Origin of the sequence: Streptomyces sp. PU-14G (assembly GCF_041028275.1) — a bacterium.
In the GTDB taxonomy this organism is placed as follows: domain Bacteria; phylum Actinomycetota; class Actinomycetes; order Streptomycetales; family Streptomycetaceae; genus Streptomyces.
The window spans coordinates 1-15,557 of record NZ_JASKYT010000163.1 but is presented as its reverse complement, the minus strand read 5'-3'; the positions used below and the strand labels follow the sequence as shown (position 1 = coordinate 15,557).

The window sequence follows — 15,557 nt, the reverse complement described above, 5'->3', positions numbered from 1 at the left end:
GCCGTCTCCCCTCAGCCCCTCGACCGCGGGTCCGAACACCGTCCGCGCACGCATCCGTCCGGTGCCGCGCGGACACCCCCGTGCCCCCCCGGGCTCCCGGCTGTGGTCGAGCAGCGCTGTGCCCGTCTCGGCGCCGGAGATCTCCGACCGGTTCTGTGTGGCGGGAACCGCGGGGACGTGCAGACGCGTGTGAAGGACTGCGCTGGTGTTGGTGCTGTGCAGTGTGTTCATCTCGCGCCCCCTTGGAGCCAACCGGTCGCTTGCTTGTGGGATAAACCTTGCCGCCCCGATTTCATGGCGAGGTCCCCCGTCTGTCACAGCGGTGTCACAAGGGATGGCGGGTCACACAGTGCGCAGGTCGCGCGGTGTGTCGCTGCCGGGTGCCGACCGCCGGTCGAAGTATGGGGCCGCCATGGGCCAGAATGGCGCGCGTGCCTTTCCTGTTGCTGATCGAGGACGATGACGCTGTCCGTACCGCCCTGGAGATGGGTCTGACCCGCCAGGGGCACCGCGTGGCGACCGCCGCGTCCGGTGAGGACGGCCTCAAGCTGCTGCGCGAACAGCGCCCGGATCTGATCGTGCTGGACGTGATGCTGCCCGGTATCGACGGTTTCGAGGTGTGCCGCCGCATCCGCCGCACCGACCAGCTGCCGATCATTCTGCTGACGGCCCGCAGCGACGACATCGACGTCGTCGTGGGCCTGGAGTCCGGTGCGGACGACTACGTCGTCAAACCGGTGCAGGGCCGGGTGCTGGACGCGCGGATCCGCGCGGTGATGCGCCGCGGCGAACGGGAGTCCAACGACGCGGCGACCTTCGGTTCGCTGGTGATCGACCGCGCGGCGATGACGGTCACCAAGAACGGCGAGGACCTGCAACTGACGCCGACCGAGCTGCGGTTGCTGCTGGAGCTGAGCAGACGCCCCGGGCAGGCCCTCTCCCGGCAGCAGTTGCTGCGCCTGGTGTGGGAGCACGACTACCTGGGTGACTCGCGTCTCGTGGACGCCTGCGTGCAGCGGCTGCGCGCCAAGGTCGAGGACGTGCCGTCCTCCCCCACCCTGATCCGCACGGTGCGCGGCGTCGGCTACCGGCTGGACCCGCCGCAGTGACGGACCGTACGAGCAGGAACCGTACGGGCGCACGGAACCGTACGGACGCACAGAAGCGTACGAGCACGCGGAACCGTACGAGCACGCAGAACGGAACCGCGCAGTGACCGACGCCCCTTCCTTCGGGGCGCGCCTGCGCTCCCGGCTCGCCGGTCTGCTGCCGTCGCTGCGGCTCCGCCTCGTCGTCGTCTTCGCGCTGGTGGCGCTGACGGCGGCGGTCTCCGCCTCGGGCATCGCCTACTGGCTCAACCGCGACGCCGTTCTCACCCGCGCCCAGAACGCGGCGCTCAACGACTTCCGCAAGGCGATGGAGGACAACGCGGGCAACCTGCCCCGCAAGGTCGACTGCGGGCAGTTGCGCGAGGCGGCGGCGAAGATGGCGCGCAGCTCGCAGAACTACCAGGTGCTGCTCGTCGACGAGACGGAGAGCGGCAAGCGGTGCGCCGCGGCCTCCAACCAGGACGACTTCGCGCTGGGTGACGTGCCGGAGCGGCTGCGCCGCGCGGTCGAGGAGAAACGCCCGGTCACCAAGCAGAACAAGCACCCCTACCACCTGTACTGGCAGCGGATCACGCTGGACGGCGACCCGTATCTGGTCGGCGGCGCGAAGGTGATCGGCGAGGAGCCCACACCGACGGGGTACCTGCTCAAGTCGCTGGCCCCGGAGCGGGACGATCTCAGCTCGCTGGGCTGGTCGCTGGGGATCGCCACCGGGCTCGCGCTGATCGGCGCGATGCTGCTGGCGCAGGCCGCCGCGACGACGGTGCTGCGCCCGGTGCGGCGGCTCGGTGAGGCGGCGCGCAGGCTCGGTGAGGGGAAGCTGGAGACGCGGCTGCGGGTCTCGGGTACGGACGAGCTGGCCGAGCTGTCGCACACGTTCAACGACGCGGCGGCCTCGCTGGAGCAGCGGGTGGCCGAGCTGAGCGCGCGGGAGGCGTCCAGCAGGCGGTTCGTCGCCGACATGTCGCACGAGCTGCGGACCCCGATGACGGCGATCTCCGCGGTCACCGAGGTGCTGGAGGAGGAGCAGGACAATCTCGACCCGATGATCGCGCCCGCCGTGCAGCTGGTGGTCAGCGAGACGCGGCGGCTCAACGACCTGGTCGAGAACCTGATGGAGGTCACGCGCTTCGACGCGGGCACGGCCAGGCTGGTGCTGGACGACGTGGACGTCGCCGACCAGGTGACCGCCTGCATCGACGCCAGGGCCTGGCTGGACGCGGTGGAACTGGACGCGGACCGGGGCATCATGGCGCGGCTCGACCCCCGCCGGCTCGACGTCATCCTCGCGAACCTGATCGGCAACGCCCTCAAGCACGGCGGCTCCCCGGTGCGGGTGGCGGTGCACACCCGGAAGCGGCCCGGCGACGGGGACGGCGACGAACTGGTGATCGAGGTCGCCGACCAGGGCCCCGGTATCCCCGAGGACGTGCTGCCGCACGTCTTCGACCGCTTCTACAAGGCCAGCGCCTCCCGCCCCCGCTCCGAGGGCAGCGGGCTCGGCCTGTCGATCGCACTGGAGAACGCCCACATCCACGGCGGCGAGATCACCGCGCACAACGCCCCCGAGGGCGAGGGCGGCGCCGTCTTCACCCTCGTACTGCCCCGGGACGCCCGCCGGGTGGCCGAGGAGTGGGAGCGCGAGAACGGCGAGGAGAGCGGCGAGCGCCCGAGCCACGGGGGCGACCGCGCTCAGGACGAGGGAGAAGACCGATGAGCCGCTCCGCACGGCGGAAGCAGTCACCGCCGGGGCCGCTCACCGGGCCGCTCACCGGGGCCCGCGCCGGGGTTCGGCGCGGGCGCGGGCGCGGGCACCGGCGTCGGCGTGGGCGTGGGCGCCTGGTGCCGCCGATACTCCTGTGCGTTCTCGCCTCGGTGGCGGCCGGATGCGGCATCCGCGCCACCTCCGTACCCGTGGACGCGGGCGCTGCCCCCTCACGGGTGGGCTGCGTGCTGCCCGGCGACCACGAGAGCCCTCACGACGCGGGCGGTGCGCAGGCGGTCGTCCGCGTCTACCTGGTGTGCGGCTCGCGCGTCTCGCCCGTCGAGCGGGAGGTGCGGATGCCGGACGGGCGCTCCTCGGCGCAGCGGCTGCCGGTGGCGCGGAAGCTGCTTCAGGAGCTCCAGCGGCAGCCGCGCACCCTGGAGGGCGCGGCGGGTTTCGAGACGGCCGTGCCCGACGACCTGACGGTCGAGGGGGCCGCCGACGGCGACCCGGACGAGGCGCTGCGGCTGAGCAGCCCGCCGGACGAACTGCCGTCGTTCGCGCTGGCGCAGTTGGTGTGCACGTACGCGGACACGGCGGCGGCCGACGCCGACGACGGGGTGGTCCTCGGCGGCCCCGCCGGCTCCTCACCGGGCGACGGCGACGAGGAGGCCGCCGAGGAGACGGCAGCGCCACTGAAGCGCTACGAGTGCGGCACACAGCTGCGTACCCGCCCCGAGGCGGCCGAGACGGCGGGCACGGAGGTCTGAGCGCTCCGCGGCGCTGAGGCGCCCTCGCGGCGCCGGAGAGGGCGCAGGGGGGTTGCCTGTACGGCGGCGGCTGGAACACGCGTGTGACACAGCCAGGACCCGCTCAACACTCCGCGCAGGAACCACGGCGGAACGCGGTGGCGTCCTTGATGACGTGCAGCGCCTTGGCTCCGGCGGCCTGACCTCCGCCTCCCGTATCCGCGCCGCGGGATTCCTCCTGCTGGCGGTACACCTGTGTCTCGTCGGCTGGCTGATGCTGCGCCCCCTCTCGGTGCCCTGGATGGCACCCGCCAACCTGCATCCGCTGGCCACCATCCGCGCCGCACTCGCCGACGGACCGCGGGCCGCACTGGCGGGGCTGGGCCCCGCCCTGCTGCTGCTGGCGCCGTTCGGCGTGCTGCTGCCGCTGGCCACCGGACGGCTGCACCGCAGGCTCCCCGGCACGGTGGCACGCACCACCTTCGCCGGGGCGATGCTGTCAGTGGGCCTCACGCTGGTGCGGACGGGCGTGCCGGGACAGGTCGTCGATGTCGACTCGGTGCTGCTGAACACCGCGGGGGTGGCGCTGGCAGCCGGATGCGTCTTCCCGCTGGTGCGGCGCGGTCTGCGCCCCAGGGACGGACGCCGGGGAGGAAGCCGCCTGCCCGACGGCGGGCAGCGGTCCGGGGCGGCCGGGCGTCAGACTCAGGCCGGTACCGGTGTACGTCTGCGGGAGGAGACCTCCCAGGGGACGCCCCCGAGAGCCACCAGGGTCGGAATGGCACCGTAGTGCGATGTTCATCCCGTTGGTCCGTTCTACCGTCGGAAGAACAGATGGAACGACCGACGAAGGAGCAGCCCTCATGCCCGCACTGGCCCGCCCCACCGAAGGACGGATGATCGGCGGCGTGTGTGCCGCCCTCGCGCGGCGCTTCGGCACCACGCCCACCACGATGCGCGTCCTCTTCCTCGTCTCGTGCCTGCTGCCGGGGCCGCAGTGCCTGCTCTACCTGGCGCTGTGGGTGCTGCTGCCGAACGAGGGGCAGCAGCATCGGTCCGCGTGGTGAGCCGTCCGGCTCCCCGCCCCCCGGTCGCGGCAGGTGAGATCCGCTGTGTCGGTGGGATGGGCCTCGACGAGGTGACGGTGGGGGGCCATGGCCTGATCGAGTGACGCGGCCGTGGCCGCGACGTGAGGCGCCCGTGCCCGCGTCCGCGGACGGAGCGCAACCGAGGGGAGGACAACGGAAAGGGGCTGCGTCACCCGTGGCGGGTGACGCAGCCCCTTCGCCGTGGAGAGCCCCTTCGGGGCATCCGCCGTCGTCGGTCCCTTCGGCCGCCTGCCTCAGTGGCGACCGCCGCCGCGTTGCGTCAGTGGGAGCCGCCCACCGGGAGGGCCTTGCCGAGGGGCAGGCCGCCGAGCATGCCGCCGCCGGGGGCCGAGCTCTTGCCTTCGGTGGACTTCTGCGCGTTGTCGGCCACCGTCTCGGTCGCGTCCAGCGGGGTGCCCGTCAGCGCCCCGGACAGCGCCTGCTGGGCGACGCCCACCGGCTGCGACAGCCCGCCCGGCAGGCCCTTGGCGGCCTCCTCGAGCGGAAGGTCGCCGACGGTCTTGCCCGCGGTCTCGGTGACCGGGCCGAGGGTCTTGCCGGCGGGGGCGCCGCCGAGCATGTCGGTGGGGGCGGCGGAGGCCGAACCCGCGCCGGCCACGACGGCGGCCGCACCCAGCGCGGCGACACCCAGGGTCTTCTTGGCTACCTGCTTCATCAGTGTTTACGTCCTCGGAGTGGGGGCTTTGAGCAGCTCGAACCGGGCTTCAGCGACCCGGTAGGGGGCTTGAGCGGCCCGGTAAGGGGCTTGAGCGGCCCGTAGGGGGCCTGAGCAGCCCGGCGAACGTAGCCAGGGATGCGGAGGAGTCGCAAACACGCGGGCGGCGCCGTAAGTCGCCGTCGCAGCGGGATGCGCGGCGGGGCGCCCGGCGTCTTCCGCCGCCGCGCGCAGGACGCGGGGCGGCGGCGGAAGCGCTGGTCACCGGGGGTCAGACGGCGGCGGTGGGGAAGAGCCACTCGGCCTTGAGGGCCGCGTATCCCGGCTTCACGACGTCGTTGATCATGGCGAGACGTTCATCGAAAGGAATGAACGCCGACTTCATGGCATTGACGGTGAACCACTGCATGTCGTCCAGCGTGTAGCGGAACGTCCGCACGAGCTGCTCGAACTCGTTGCTCATGCTCGTGCCGCTCATGAGGCGGTTGTCCGTGTTGACCGTCGCGCGGAAGTGCAGCCGGCGCAGCAGCCCGATGGGGTGCTCGGCGTAGGAAGAGGCTGCCCCCGTCTGCAGGTTGGAGGTGGGGCACAGCTCCAGCGGGATCCGCTTGTCGCGCACGTACGCCGCGAGGCGGCCGAGCTTGACGTCTCCCCCGTCGCCGACCTGGATGTCGTCGATGATGCGCATCCCGTGCCCGAGCCGGTCCGCGCCGCACCACTGGAGGGCCTGCCAGATCGACGGCAGCCCGAACGCCTCGCCCGCGTGGATGGTGAAGTGGTTGTTCTCGCGCTTGAGGTACTCGAACGCGTCCAGGTGCCGGGTGGGCGGGTGGCCCGCCTCCGCACCGGCGATGTCGAAGCCGACCACGCCCAGATCGCGGTAGCGGTTGGCCAGCTCGGCGATCTCCAGCGCGCGCGCCGCGTGCCGCATCGCCGTCAGCAGCGCACCGACCCGGATGCGGTGGCCCGCGGCGCGCGCCAGCCGTTCGCCCTCGCGGAAACCCTCGTCGACCGCCTCGACGACCTGCTCCAGCGTCAGGCCGCCCAACAGGTGCTGCTCGGGCGCGTAGCGGACCTCGGCGTAGACGACTCCGTCGGCGGCCAGGTCCTGTGCGCACTCCGAGGCGACACGGAAGAGCGCGTCGCGGGTCTGCATCACGCCGACCGTGTGCGAGAACGTCTCGAGGTAGCGCTCCAGGGAGCCCGAGTCGGCCGACTCGCGGAACCAGGTCTCCAGCCGGCCGGCGTCGGTCTCGGGGAGCGCGTCGTAACCGGTCTCGCGGGCCAGTTCGACGATGGTGGCGGGGCGCAGCCCGCCGTCGAGGTGATCGTGGAGCAGAACCTTCGGTGCGCGGCGGATCTGCTCCGCCGTGGGGACGACACTCGCGGGGACGGCTCCCCGGGGGACGGTGCTCTCGGATTCGCTTACCATCACGGCACTCTAGCTCCTACGCGCGTAGAACGCATGGGGCCGGCGGAGAGTTTTCGGGGGATGTCCGGTTCGGTGCGTTCGCCGTACGCGACGGGAAGCCGGTCGTTTTCCCCGCGGTTTTCGCACTCCCTTGCGCCAACTCCCTTCCCTCCGCGCGGGGGCGTGCCATTGTTGCGCCATGGCTCAGCGAGCGTTGCCCGAAAGGGAAGCACGCCTGGGACGGCCCCACGGGGCCGTGGGGCAGGCACCGCACGCCGTCGTGCTCGTCCTGCCGGGCGACAGCGGTGGCGCGCTCCGTGGCTCCGCGCTGGCGGCAGCCGCCGCGCTGCCGCTGGCACGCCGGCTGGGGCGCGCCAGCTCGCGGGACGATCCGCTGGCCGCGCACGTCGTCCACTACCGCTCCCCCGCCCACCGGGACGGAACGGCGGGCAGGACGGCCGAGGAGACCGTGCCTGCCGGCGCGGTGCCGGCCGCCGCGGACAGCCGGACCGAGCACGGCGGGTGCGCGTATGCCGAGGACGCGGAGTGGGCCGTCGAGGAGGTCGTACGGCGGTACGGAGACGTGCCCGTCTGCCTGGTCGGCAGGGGGGTCGGCGGGCGTGCGGCGTTGCGCGCCGCGGGCCACTCGGCGGTCGTCTCCGTCGTGGCGCTCGGGCCCGTGCTGGAGTGCGCCGACGGGGCGGACGGCGCGGAGGAGGCGGAGCCCGTACGCCACCTGCGCGGCCGTCACGTGCTGCTGGTGCACGGCACCAACGACGCGAGGAGCGATCCGGAGCTGTCCTTCCGCTTCGCGGAGCGCGCCAAGAAGATCAACGCCCAGGTGTGCCGGTTCGAGGTCCACACGGACGGGCACGGGCTGCGCGGTTACGCCGCCGAGGTCGCCGCGCTCACCAGGGACTTCGTCCTCGGCACGCTGTGCGCCCGCGACCTGTGCCGCCCCCTGACCGACGCCTTGGCGGCTCCGCCGCCCCTGGGGCTGCGGATGCCGTTGGCGAGCGGCTTCGGCAAGAGCCTGCGCTGAGGTCCACGACTCATCCTTCGGCCGGGGTCCGGTCATCCTTCGGCCGGGGTCCGGCCCCCTGCCGCCTCCGGGTCCGCATCCGACGTCGGCTCGGTCGCCGTCCCCGTCTGCCGTGCGCGGTCAAGAGCCGCGACGAACTCGCCCGGCGCGTCGGCGTGGAGGTGGAGAGTGCGGACGACCGCGGAGGTACCCAGGGGGCGGAGGAAGGTGACGGGTTCTCTCAGTTGGACGGTGAGCGTTGTCTGGCCGCCCACGGCGACCGTCAGCGTGCCGTCGTCCACGGTGAGGAGCCCGCCGTCCGGGAACCGCCGGACGACGCGAGCCGAGGCGATCTGCCCGGCCGGAACGCGGAGGTCCAGCAGCGCCGCGTACCGGACGCGGAGCGAGCCGTCGGGGCCGACGACATGGGGGCGGGCGACGGACGAGGCGTGCAGTCCGAAGACGAGGACGACGGTGTAGAGGTCCAGTACGAGCATCGTCAGATGGAGGGGTGGCCAAGGGATGATCAGCGCCAGCCCGACCGTCTCGACGACGCACACGAACCCCAGAGCCAGCAGCGTGGTCGCCTGGGCGCCGGCATAGGGCGCCGCGGTGTCGCCTGGCCCCACCCCGGCACGGCGGCGTGCCAGCCACAGCGCGATACCGGCGAGGGACCGCGCCTCGTGCAGGGCAAGGCGGCGGGCGACCCGCACCGCGCGGCTCATCGCGCCCGCTCCGTCACCAGGTGGACGGCTTGGCGAAGGGCCGCTGCCTGGGCGGGAGGAAGATCGTCGTACAGGGCGGTCTCGAAGACGCCGGCCGACGAGCTGCCGCTGTCTGCGAAGTCCGCCGGGATCTGGTCTCTCACCTCCTCGGGTACGCAGGCGGCGACCGCCTGCGCCGCCTGTCCGACGCGTGGGTCGTCGGGCGCGGCGTCGGCCAGCTCGTCCATGAGGGCGTAGGCGCGCCGCACCCGTTCGGCCCCGGCCTCGCCCGCGGCGACCGCGCCCGCGAGCGCGATCGCCTGCTCGCGGGCGCCGGGCGGCGCGGAGGTCTCCAGCAGGGCGAGGACGTCCCGGTCCTTGGCGGCGATACCGGACACCGGCGCGTGGCCGGGCGCGCCGACCGCGGGCTGGGGGAAGAGCGCCGCCAGCTCCCGCGAGAGCGGCGCGCCCTCGGGCAGGGTGCCCGCCTCGGCCTGGCGGAGGAGCTCGGCCAGCCGGACGCGGCGGGTCCGTATCTCCTCCTCCTGGCGGCGCAGGTCGCTGTCGAGTTCCCTGAGCATCTCGCCGAGTTCGGTGCCGGTGTCGTCGGCGAGGACGTCGCGTACCTCGTCCAGACCGAGGCCGAGGGCGGTGAGGCGGCGTATGCGGGCGAGCCGCACGGCGTCGCGCAGCCCGTACTCGCGATACCCGTTGGCCCTGCGCCGAGGTTCGGGCAGCAGCCCCTGGTGGTGGTAGTGGCGCACGGTACGCGGGGACACCCCGACGAGCGCGGCCAGTTCTCCGATCCGCATGAGCTCAGTAGAAACGTTGCCGCCGCGTCAAGGTCAATGGACGCCCGCACGACGCTATGTGCGTACCGCCGTGTGCACGGTCGTCGCCGTCAGGAAGAAGACGTCGGGGCGGCGGAGGACCCCTTCGGGCGAGGTGTCGTCCAGGAGGGCGTCGAGGGTGGTCAGATCCTCGGCTTCCAGGCTGTCGGCGAGGGCGGTGCGGACGCGTTCGAGGCGGGCGCGTACGTGGGCGCGGGCGACCGGATCGAGGGGCGCCGGGTGGTCGGTGAGGAACGTGCGGCTGCCCGTCGGGGTCAGCCCGGCGGCGACCAGCAGCGCGGGCCAGTCCTCCACCGTGCGCGTGTGGCCCGGCAGTTCGGCGCGCATCGCGGTGAACCAGTCCTCCTCGACGGCGTCCAGCCGTGCCTGGAGGCCGGGGCGGCCGAAGCCGATGTCGCGGGGCAGGCAGCGGGTGGGCAGTCCGCGCTCGCGGACGGCCAGGACGCCGCCGGGGCGCAGCGCGTCCGCGAACGTCTCCAGCGCGGCGCGCTGGTCGCCGAGGTGGTGGACGACGTTGCTGGTCCAGATCAGCTCGGCGGTGCCCAGGCCCGGGACGTCGTCGGGGAGTTCGGCGGTGCGGAGGGTGATCCGGGGCGCGAGCCCCTCGCGGGCGGCGCGGGCGCGGGCGCGTTCCAGCAGCTGTGGGGAGCTGTCCACGGCGACCGTCTCCGCGCCGGGGAAGGCGTGGGCGAGTGCGGTGGTACTGACGCCGGGACCGCTGCCCAGGTCGAGGACGCGGGTCACCTCGCGGCTGCCTGTCAGGTCGTGGAGCCAGGCGGCGGCCTCTTCCAGGAACGGCATGCCGAGCTCGGCCTCGCGTTCGAGGTGCTCGGCGAGGGCCTCCCAGTCGGGTTCGGCACCGGCGGGGCCACCCCCGTGGCCGTGGCCTTGCCCGTGGGTGTGGGCGTGGGTGTGGGCGTGGCCTTGGGTGTGGCCGTGGCCTTGGGCGTGACCTTGGGCATGGCCGTGGCCGTGGCCTTGGGCGTGGCCGTGGCCGTGGCCCTGGCCGTCGGGGCCGTTCGGGTGGGGGGTCATCGGTTGTCCTCCGGGGCGGGGTGGTGGGCGGGTTCGGCACGCAGAAGTTGCCCCCTGCGGCTGAGCAGGAACGCCTTGAAGGCCGCCACCGGCGGGGTGTCGGGGCGCCCGGCCGACCAGGCGAGCCCGATCTCGCGGACGGCGCGCGGCGCGGTCACCGTCACCTCACGTACGCCGGGCCGGGGGAAGACGGGCGGCGGCAGCAGCGCGACGCCCAGCCCCGCGGCGACCAGCCCGCGGATCGTCTCGGCCTCTTCGCCCTCGAAGGCGATGCGCGGGGTGAACCCGGCCTCGGCGCACATCGTGTCCAGGATGCGCCGCATGCCGTAGCCGGGCTCCAGCGTGACGAAGGACTCCTCGGCGGCCTCGGCGAGCCGGATCCGTTTGCGCGCCGCGAGCCGGTGGTCGTCGGGGACGACGAGCCGCAGCCGCTGTTCGTCCAGGCGGCGGGCGACCAGGTCGGGGGCTTCCGGCACGGGCGAGGTCAGACACAGGTCCAGCTCTCCGGCGCGGAGCCGCTCCAGCATGGCGTCACCGTAGTTCTGCACCAGGGCGAAGCGGACGCGCGGGTGGTCGGCGCGGAAGGCGCGCAGCAGTTCGGGGACCGTCTCCCAGCCGAGGGTGTGGAGGAAGCCGAAGGCGACCTTGCCGGTGGCGGGATCGGCGTCCGAGCGCACCGCCTCGGCGCCCTGTTCGACGGCGGTCAGGGCCCGCTCGGCCGCGGCCAGGAACGTGCGGCCCGCCGGGGTGAGGGAGACGGTACGGCCGTGGCGGGCGAACAGGGCCACGCCCAGGTCGGCCTCCAGCCGGGCCAGGGCCCGGCTGAGGGAGGACTGCGGAACGCCGAGCTCCTGCGCGGCGCGGGTGACGTGCTCGTGGCGGGCGACGGCCGCGAACTGCGCGAGGCGGGGAGTGAGCGCGTACGCCGAGGGCGCCGTACCGGCGACCGAGGACGCCCGCGGTGTGACGGAGCTGTCTTCGGCGCTACGGGAGGGTGACACGGGCGGCCCTTACCTGCGGTGATGCGGATGGGCATCGATTCTCGCACTTTCATGCATTGGACGGATGAGAGGAGGGTTCGTACGTTCGAGGCATGCCTGCTCTCGATACCGGGGCGTCCACCCAGCCGGTGGACGCCTCTTCGTGTCCTGCTGATACGGGTCCTGCTGATACGGGTCCTGCTGGAGGGACGGCGGAGGCCGCCGACGCGACGAAGCTGAGCCCCGGCGACCCCGGGCACGGGCGGATGCGTCTCGCGCTGTTCGCCGCCGGCCTGTCGACCTTCGCCCTGCTCTACTCCACCCAGGCGCTCCTCCCCGAGATCTCCCGCTCGCTGCACGCCGCACCCGACCAGGCGAGCTGGACCGTCTCCGGCGCGACCATCGGACTGGCCGTCGCCGTGCTGCCGCTGGCCGCGCTGTCCGAACGCTTCGGCCGGCGCCGGATGCTGACGGTCTCCATGGCGGTGGCCGTGGCGCTCGCCCTCGTCGTCCCGTTCGCCCCGAGCCTGCCGGTCCTCATCGCCCTGCGGACGCTCCAGGGCGCGGCCGTGGCCGGGGTGCCCGCCTCGGCCATGGCGTTCCTCTCCGACGAGGTACGCGGCACCCACCTGGTGGGCGCCGTCGGGCTGTTCGTGGCCGGCAACAGCGTCGGCGGGATGAGCGGGCGCATCCTCACCGGCTGGATCACCGAGGCGTGGGGCTGGCGGGCCGGACTCGGCGCCGTCGCCGTCACCTCCCTGCTGTGCGCGGTCGCCTTCCGGCTCCTGGTACCGCAGGCGCGGCACTTCACCCCCGTACCGCTGCACCCGCGCCGGGTCGCCGCGACGGTCCGCTCCCACCTGCGCAACCCGCTGCTGCTGCGGCTGTACGCGATCGGGCTGCTGTTCATGGTCGTCTTCGGCGCCGTCTACACCGTCATCGGCTACCGGCTGGTGGCCGCCCCCTTCGGGCTCTCCCAGGGCCTGGTGGGCTCCATCTTCGTCATCTACCTGGTGGGCACGGTCGCCTCGGCCACCGCCGGGCGGCTCAACGCCCGGCTGGGCCGGCGCGGAACCCTGTACCTGGGGATCGGCACCGCCTCCGCCGGCCTGCTCGTCAGCCTCGCCGACAGCCTGATCGCCGTCGTCGCCGGGCTCGTCCTGATCACGGCGGGGTTCTTCGCGGGGCACGCGGTGGCCTCGGGATCGGTGAGCCGCACCGCCACCCACGGCCCCGCGCAGGCGTCGGCCCTCTACCAGATGGCCTACTACGTGGGCAGCTCGCTGGGCGGTGCGCTGGGCGCCGCCGCGTTCGCCGCGGGCGGCTGGAGCGCGACCGTCGCGCTGGCGCTGGGCGCCATGGTGCTGGCCGGAGGGATCACGCTGTACGCGAGCCGGCGCGCGGCGGTGCCGGCACAGCCCTGAGGCACGGGCACCACGGTCGGAAGGTGCCCTCTGACTGCTCCTCTCGTTGTGCTCCCAGACGGTGTGGCGCAATCAGGAGCTGGTTTCGATGGGACAGGTCGGCAGCGGAGAAGGGCTGCCGTTGACGGCGGCGCAGACAGGCATGTGGTACGCCCAGCAACTCGACCCGGACAACCCGTGCTTCCGGGCCGCCGAGGCCCTGGAGATCCAGGGCCCGGTCGACCCGGAGCTGCTGGAGCGCGCGTTGCGGCGCACCGTCGCCGAGACGGAGGCGCTGCGCGTCCGGTTCACCACGGACGAGCGTGAGGGCGCGGCGGGGCCCGAGGAGTGCGTGCGGCAGGTCGTCGAGGACTGCGAGGACTGGCCGTTGCCTCTGGTGGACCTGCGCGGCGAGGACGACCCGGCCGCCGCCGCGCACGCCCTGATGTGGGACGACCTCGACGTGCCGGTCGACCCGCGGCGTGCGCGCGTCTTCACTTTCACGCTCCTGCGCACGGCCGACGACCGGTACACGCTCTACATGGCCATCCACCACATCGTCATGGACGGCTTCTCCATGACGCTCTTCCTGCCGCGGCTGGCGCAGATCTACACCGCCCTGGAGAGCGGGGCCCCCGTCCCCGGCAGCCCGCTCGCGCCGCTGCGCCAGGCGCTGGCCGACGAGGCCGACTACCGCGGCTCCGCACGCATGGCGCGCGACCGCGCCTACTGGGCCGAGCAGCTCGCCGCCTGGGGCACCTCGGCGCGCGCCTCACAGCACTGGCTGCGTCCGGCACGCCGCTTCGTGCGGGAGAGCGGGCACCTCGAAGCCGAGGCCGCGCGAGGCCTGCGCGCCCTGGCGCGGGGCGCCCGTACCGGACTGGCCACCGCGGCCATGGCGGCGCTGGCCCTGTACGTGGACCGGCTCGGCGACCGGGAGCACACCGACGGGGCCGCTGCGCTCGCCCCATCCGACGGCGCTGTCAGCTCCGGTGGGCCCGGGAGCCCCGGCAGCCCCGGTGGGCCCGGCAGCCCCGGCGGGCCCGGCGGGCCCGGCACCTCCGGTGACGTCATGCTCGACGTCACCGTCACCGCACGCGGCGGTGCCACCCGCGAGGTGCCGTGCATGCTCGCGAACGTGCTGCCGCTGCGGGTGCCCGCGCCCTCGGTGGGCACCGTCGAAGACCTGCTGCGGCGCACGGCGGCGCAGGCCAAGGGGCTGGTACGGCACCAGCGGTACCCCTTCTGGGACATGGTGCGGGAGCTGAAAGCCGCTCCCACCCTGGCGGGCGGCATGGCCGACTGGGGCATCAACGTCATGGTCTACGACCCGCGGGTCAGCTTCGGCCGCCACCCGGCCGTCCTGCACAACCTCTCCAACGGCCCCGTCACCGGGATGAGCGTCAACGTCTACGACCGCCCCAGCGACGGCTCCCTGCGCATCGACTTCCAGGCCGATCCCGACACCTACCCGGCCGCCGAAGTCGCCGCCCACCACGCTCGCTTCCTCTCCCTGCTGCGTACGCTCGCCACCTGCGAGGGCACCCGCCGCGTGGCGGACATCGACGTGGCGACCGCCACCGAACGCGACCAGGTGCTCGCCTGGGGCCGCGGACCCGCGCTCCCGGTCCCCACCACGCCGCTGCACGCCGAGTTCGAGACGCGCGTACGGGAGGAGCCCGACGCCGTCGCCGTCGTCTGCGGCCCCGCCGACAGCGCCGCCGTCCTCACCCGCCGCGAGCTGAACGCGCGGGCCAACCGGCTCGCGCATCTGCTCCTCGCCCGCGGCGCGGGCCCCGGCACCACGATCGCCCTCGGCCTGCCCCGCACCGAGGCCTACGCCGTCGCACTCCTCGCCGTCCTCAAGACCGGCGCCGCCTGCCTGCCCCTGGAGGCCGGACACCCGGCCGAACGCACTCGGATGATGCTCACGCAGGCGGCGCCGCTGTGCGTACTGGCCCAGGAGGAGACGGCGGCCCGCCTGCCGGGCGAGGGTACCGACGGGCCGCGGTGCGCGGTGCCCGTCGTCGTGACGGACGCCGCGCGGACGCGGCGCCTGCTCGAAACCCAGCCCACCACCGACCCCACGCCGCGCGACCTCCCCCGGGCCCCCCGCCCTGACGACGCCGCGTACCTGGCGTTCACCTCCGGAAGCACCGGCCGCCCCAAGGGCGTCGTCGTCGAACACCGGCAGCTCACCCACCTCTTCCACGACCACCTCGTCTCCCTCATCGCCCCGGCGGCGCGGGACCGCGCCGCCCGGGGCGGGGACGGCGGCAGGCTGCGTGCCGCGCTGACGGCGTCGTTCTCCTTCGACACCTCCTGGGAGGGCTGGCTGTTCCTGGCCGCGGGCCACGAGGTGCACCTGGCCGAGGACGGGGTACGGCACGACCCGGCCGCACTCGTCGCCCGGATCGAGGAATGGCGCCTCGACTTCCTGGACCTGACCCCCTCCTACCTGCGCCAACTGCTCGACGCCGGGCTCTTCGCACCGGGTAGGCACCAGCCCGGCACGCTCATGGTCGGCGGCGAGGCGCTCGACAAGGCACTGTGGCAGCGGCTGCGCGCGCTGCCCGCCACCACCGTCCTCAACTACTACGGGCCGACCGAGTGCACCGTGGACGCCGTGTGGTGCCGCCTCGACGCGCAGGGGGACGAGCCCGTCATCGGACGGCCCCAGCACAACGTCCGCGCCTACGTGCTCGACCACTGCGGGCGGCTGGCCCCGCCCGGAGCCCGCGGCGAGCTGTACCTGGGCGGCGCCCAGGTGGCGCGCGGCTACCTGGGCGCGGACGCGTTGACGGCCGAGCGCTTCGTGCCGGACC

Annotated in this window: 14 protein-coding genes and 1 pseudogene; 8 read left to right on the top strand and 7 right to left on the bottom strand. The window is 73.8% G+C overall.

Annotation, left to right across the window (positions count from 1 at the left end; translation table 11 throughout):
• A pseudogene (locus AB8Z75_RS19590) lies at nucleotides 1–231 on the bottom strand (hypothetical protein); the annotation flags it as partial.
• Between the two features lie 200 nt (nucleotides 232–431).
• Between AB8Z75_RS19590 and afsQ1 the strand changes: the two are divergent.
• The 5 genes from afsQ1 to AB8Z75_RS19565 all read left to right on the top strand — a co-directional run bounded on the left by afsQ1 (nucleotide 432) and on the right by AB8Z75_RS19565 (nucleotide 4,630).
• Nucleotides 432–1,109 (top strand): two-component system response regulator AfsQ1, encoded by a 678-nt coding sequence (gene afsQ1 / locus AB8Z75_RS19585; RefSeq protein ID WP_181861001.1) that lies wholly within the window; start codon nucleotides 432–434, stop codon nucleotides 1,107–1,109.
• Nucleotides 1,110–1,212: 103 nt separating this feature from the next.
• Nucleotides 1,213–2,826, top strand: a complete 1,614-nt coding sequence (locus AB8Z75_RS19580; protein ID WP_369203732.1) for an ATP-binding protein — start codon at nucleotides 1,213–1,215, stop codon at nucleotides 2,824–2,826.
• A gap of 125 nt (nucleotides 2,827–2,951) precedes the next feature.
• Nucleotides 2,952–3,584, top strand: coding sequence for a hypothetical protein (locus AB8Z75_RS19575; RefSeq protein ID WP_369203730.1), 633 nt, complete (start codon nucleotides 2,952–2,954; stop codon nucleotides 3,582–3,584).
• A gap of 154 nt (nucleotides 3,585–3,738) precedes the next feature.
• Nucleotides 3,739–4,353: a VanZ family protein gene (locus AB8Z75_RS19570; protein ID WP_369203728.1), complete on the top strand. Its 615-nt coding sequence runs from the start codon at nucleotides 3,739–3,741 to the stop codon at nucleotides 4,351–4,353.
• 73 nt (nucleotides 4,354–4,426) lie between these two features.
• Complete coding sequence (locus AB8Z75_RS19565; protein WP_369203726.1) at nucleotides 4,427–4,630, top strand: PspC domain-containing protein; 204 nt, start codon at nucleotides 4,427–4,429, stop codon at nucleotides 4,628–4,630.
• A gap of 301 nt (nucleotides 4,631–4,931) precedes the next feature.
• Here the strand turns inward: AB8Z75_RS19565 and AB8Z75_RS19560 are convergent, their stop codons facing one another.
• A complete protein-coding gene (locus AB8Z75_RS19560) occupies nucleotides 4,932–5,327 on the bottom strand; it encodes a hypothetical protein (RefSeq protein ID WP_369203724.1) in 396 nt (131 codons plus the stop codon).
• A gap of 271 nt (nucleotides 5,328–5,598) precedes the next feature.
• Nucleotides 5,599–6,759 (bottom strand): adenosine deaminase, encoded by a 1,161-nt coding sequence (locus AB8Z75_RS19555; protein ID WP_369203722.1) that lies wholly within the window; start codon nucleotides 6,757–6,759, stop codon nucleotides 5,599–5,601.
• Nucleotides 6,760–6,937: 178 nt separating this feature from the next.
• On the opposite strand from AB8Z75_RS19555, the gene AB8Z75_RS19550 reads away from it, so the two are divergent.
• Nucleotides 6,938–7,780, top strand: coding sequence for an alpha/beta hydrolase family protein (locus tag AB8Z75_RS19550; protein WP_369203720.1), 843 nt, complete (start codon nucleotides 6,938–6,940; stop codon nucleotides 7,778–7,780).
• 32 nt (nucleotides 7,781–7,812) lie between these two features.
• Here AB8Z75_RS19550 and AB8Z75_RS19545 read toward each other — a convergent pair whose 3' ends face one another.
• Genes AB8Z75_RS19545 through AB8Z75_RS19530 form a run of 4 tightly spaced genes read right to left on the bottom strand, consistent with a single transcriptional unit; the run spans nucleotide 7,813 to nucleotide 11,350 of the window.
• Nucleotides 7,813–8,484: a hypothetical protein gene (locus tag AB8Z75_RS19545; RefSeq protein ID WP_369203718.1), complete on the bottom strand. Its 672-nt coding sequence runs from the start codon at nucleotides 8,482–8,484 to the stop codon at nucleotides 7,813–7,815.
• Nucleotides 8,481–9,275, bottom strand: coding sequence for a MerR family transcriptional regulator (locus AB8Z75_RS19540; RefSeq protein ID WP_369203716.1), 795 nt, complete (start codon nucleotides 9,273–9,275; stop codon nucleotides 8,481–8,483). Before AB8Z75_RS19540 ends, AB8Z75_RS19545 begins: the two co-directional genes overlap by 4 nt.
• Nucleotides 9,276–9,329: 54 nt before the next feature.
• Nucleotides 9,330–10,349, bottom strand: a complete 1,020-nt coding sequence (locus AB8Z75_RS19535; RefSeq protein WP_369203714.1) for a methyltransferase — start codon at nucleotides 10,347–10,349, stop codon at nucleotides 9,330–9,332.
• Nucleotides 10,346–11,350 (bottom strand): LysR family transcriptional regulator, encoded by a 1,005-nt coding sequence (locus AB8Z75_RS19530; RefSeq protein ID WP_369203712.1) that lies wholly within the window; start codon nucleotides 11,348–11,350, stop codon nucleotides 10,346–10,348. The genes AB8Z75_RS19535 and AB8Z75_RS19530 overlap by 4 nt, the downstream gene beginning before the upstream one ends.
• Before the next feature lie 92 nt (nucleotides 11,351–11,442).
• Between AB8Z75_RS19530 and AB8Z75_RS19525 the strand changes: the two genes are divergently transcribed.
• Together AB8Z75_RS19525 and AB8Z75_RS19520 are read left to right on the top strand one after the other, a co-directional pair.
• A complete protein-coding gene (locus AB8Z75_RS19525; RefSeq protein ID WP_369203710.1) occupies nucleotides 11,443–12,753 on the top strand; it encodes an MFS transporter in 1,311 nt (436 codons plus the stop codon).
• Nucleotides 12,754–12,841: 88 nt separating this feature from the next.
• On the top strand, nucleotides 12,842–15,557 hold a 2,716-nt coding region (locus AB8Z75_RS19520; protein WP_369203708.1), incomplete at its 3' end, for an AMP-binding protein.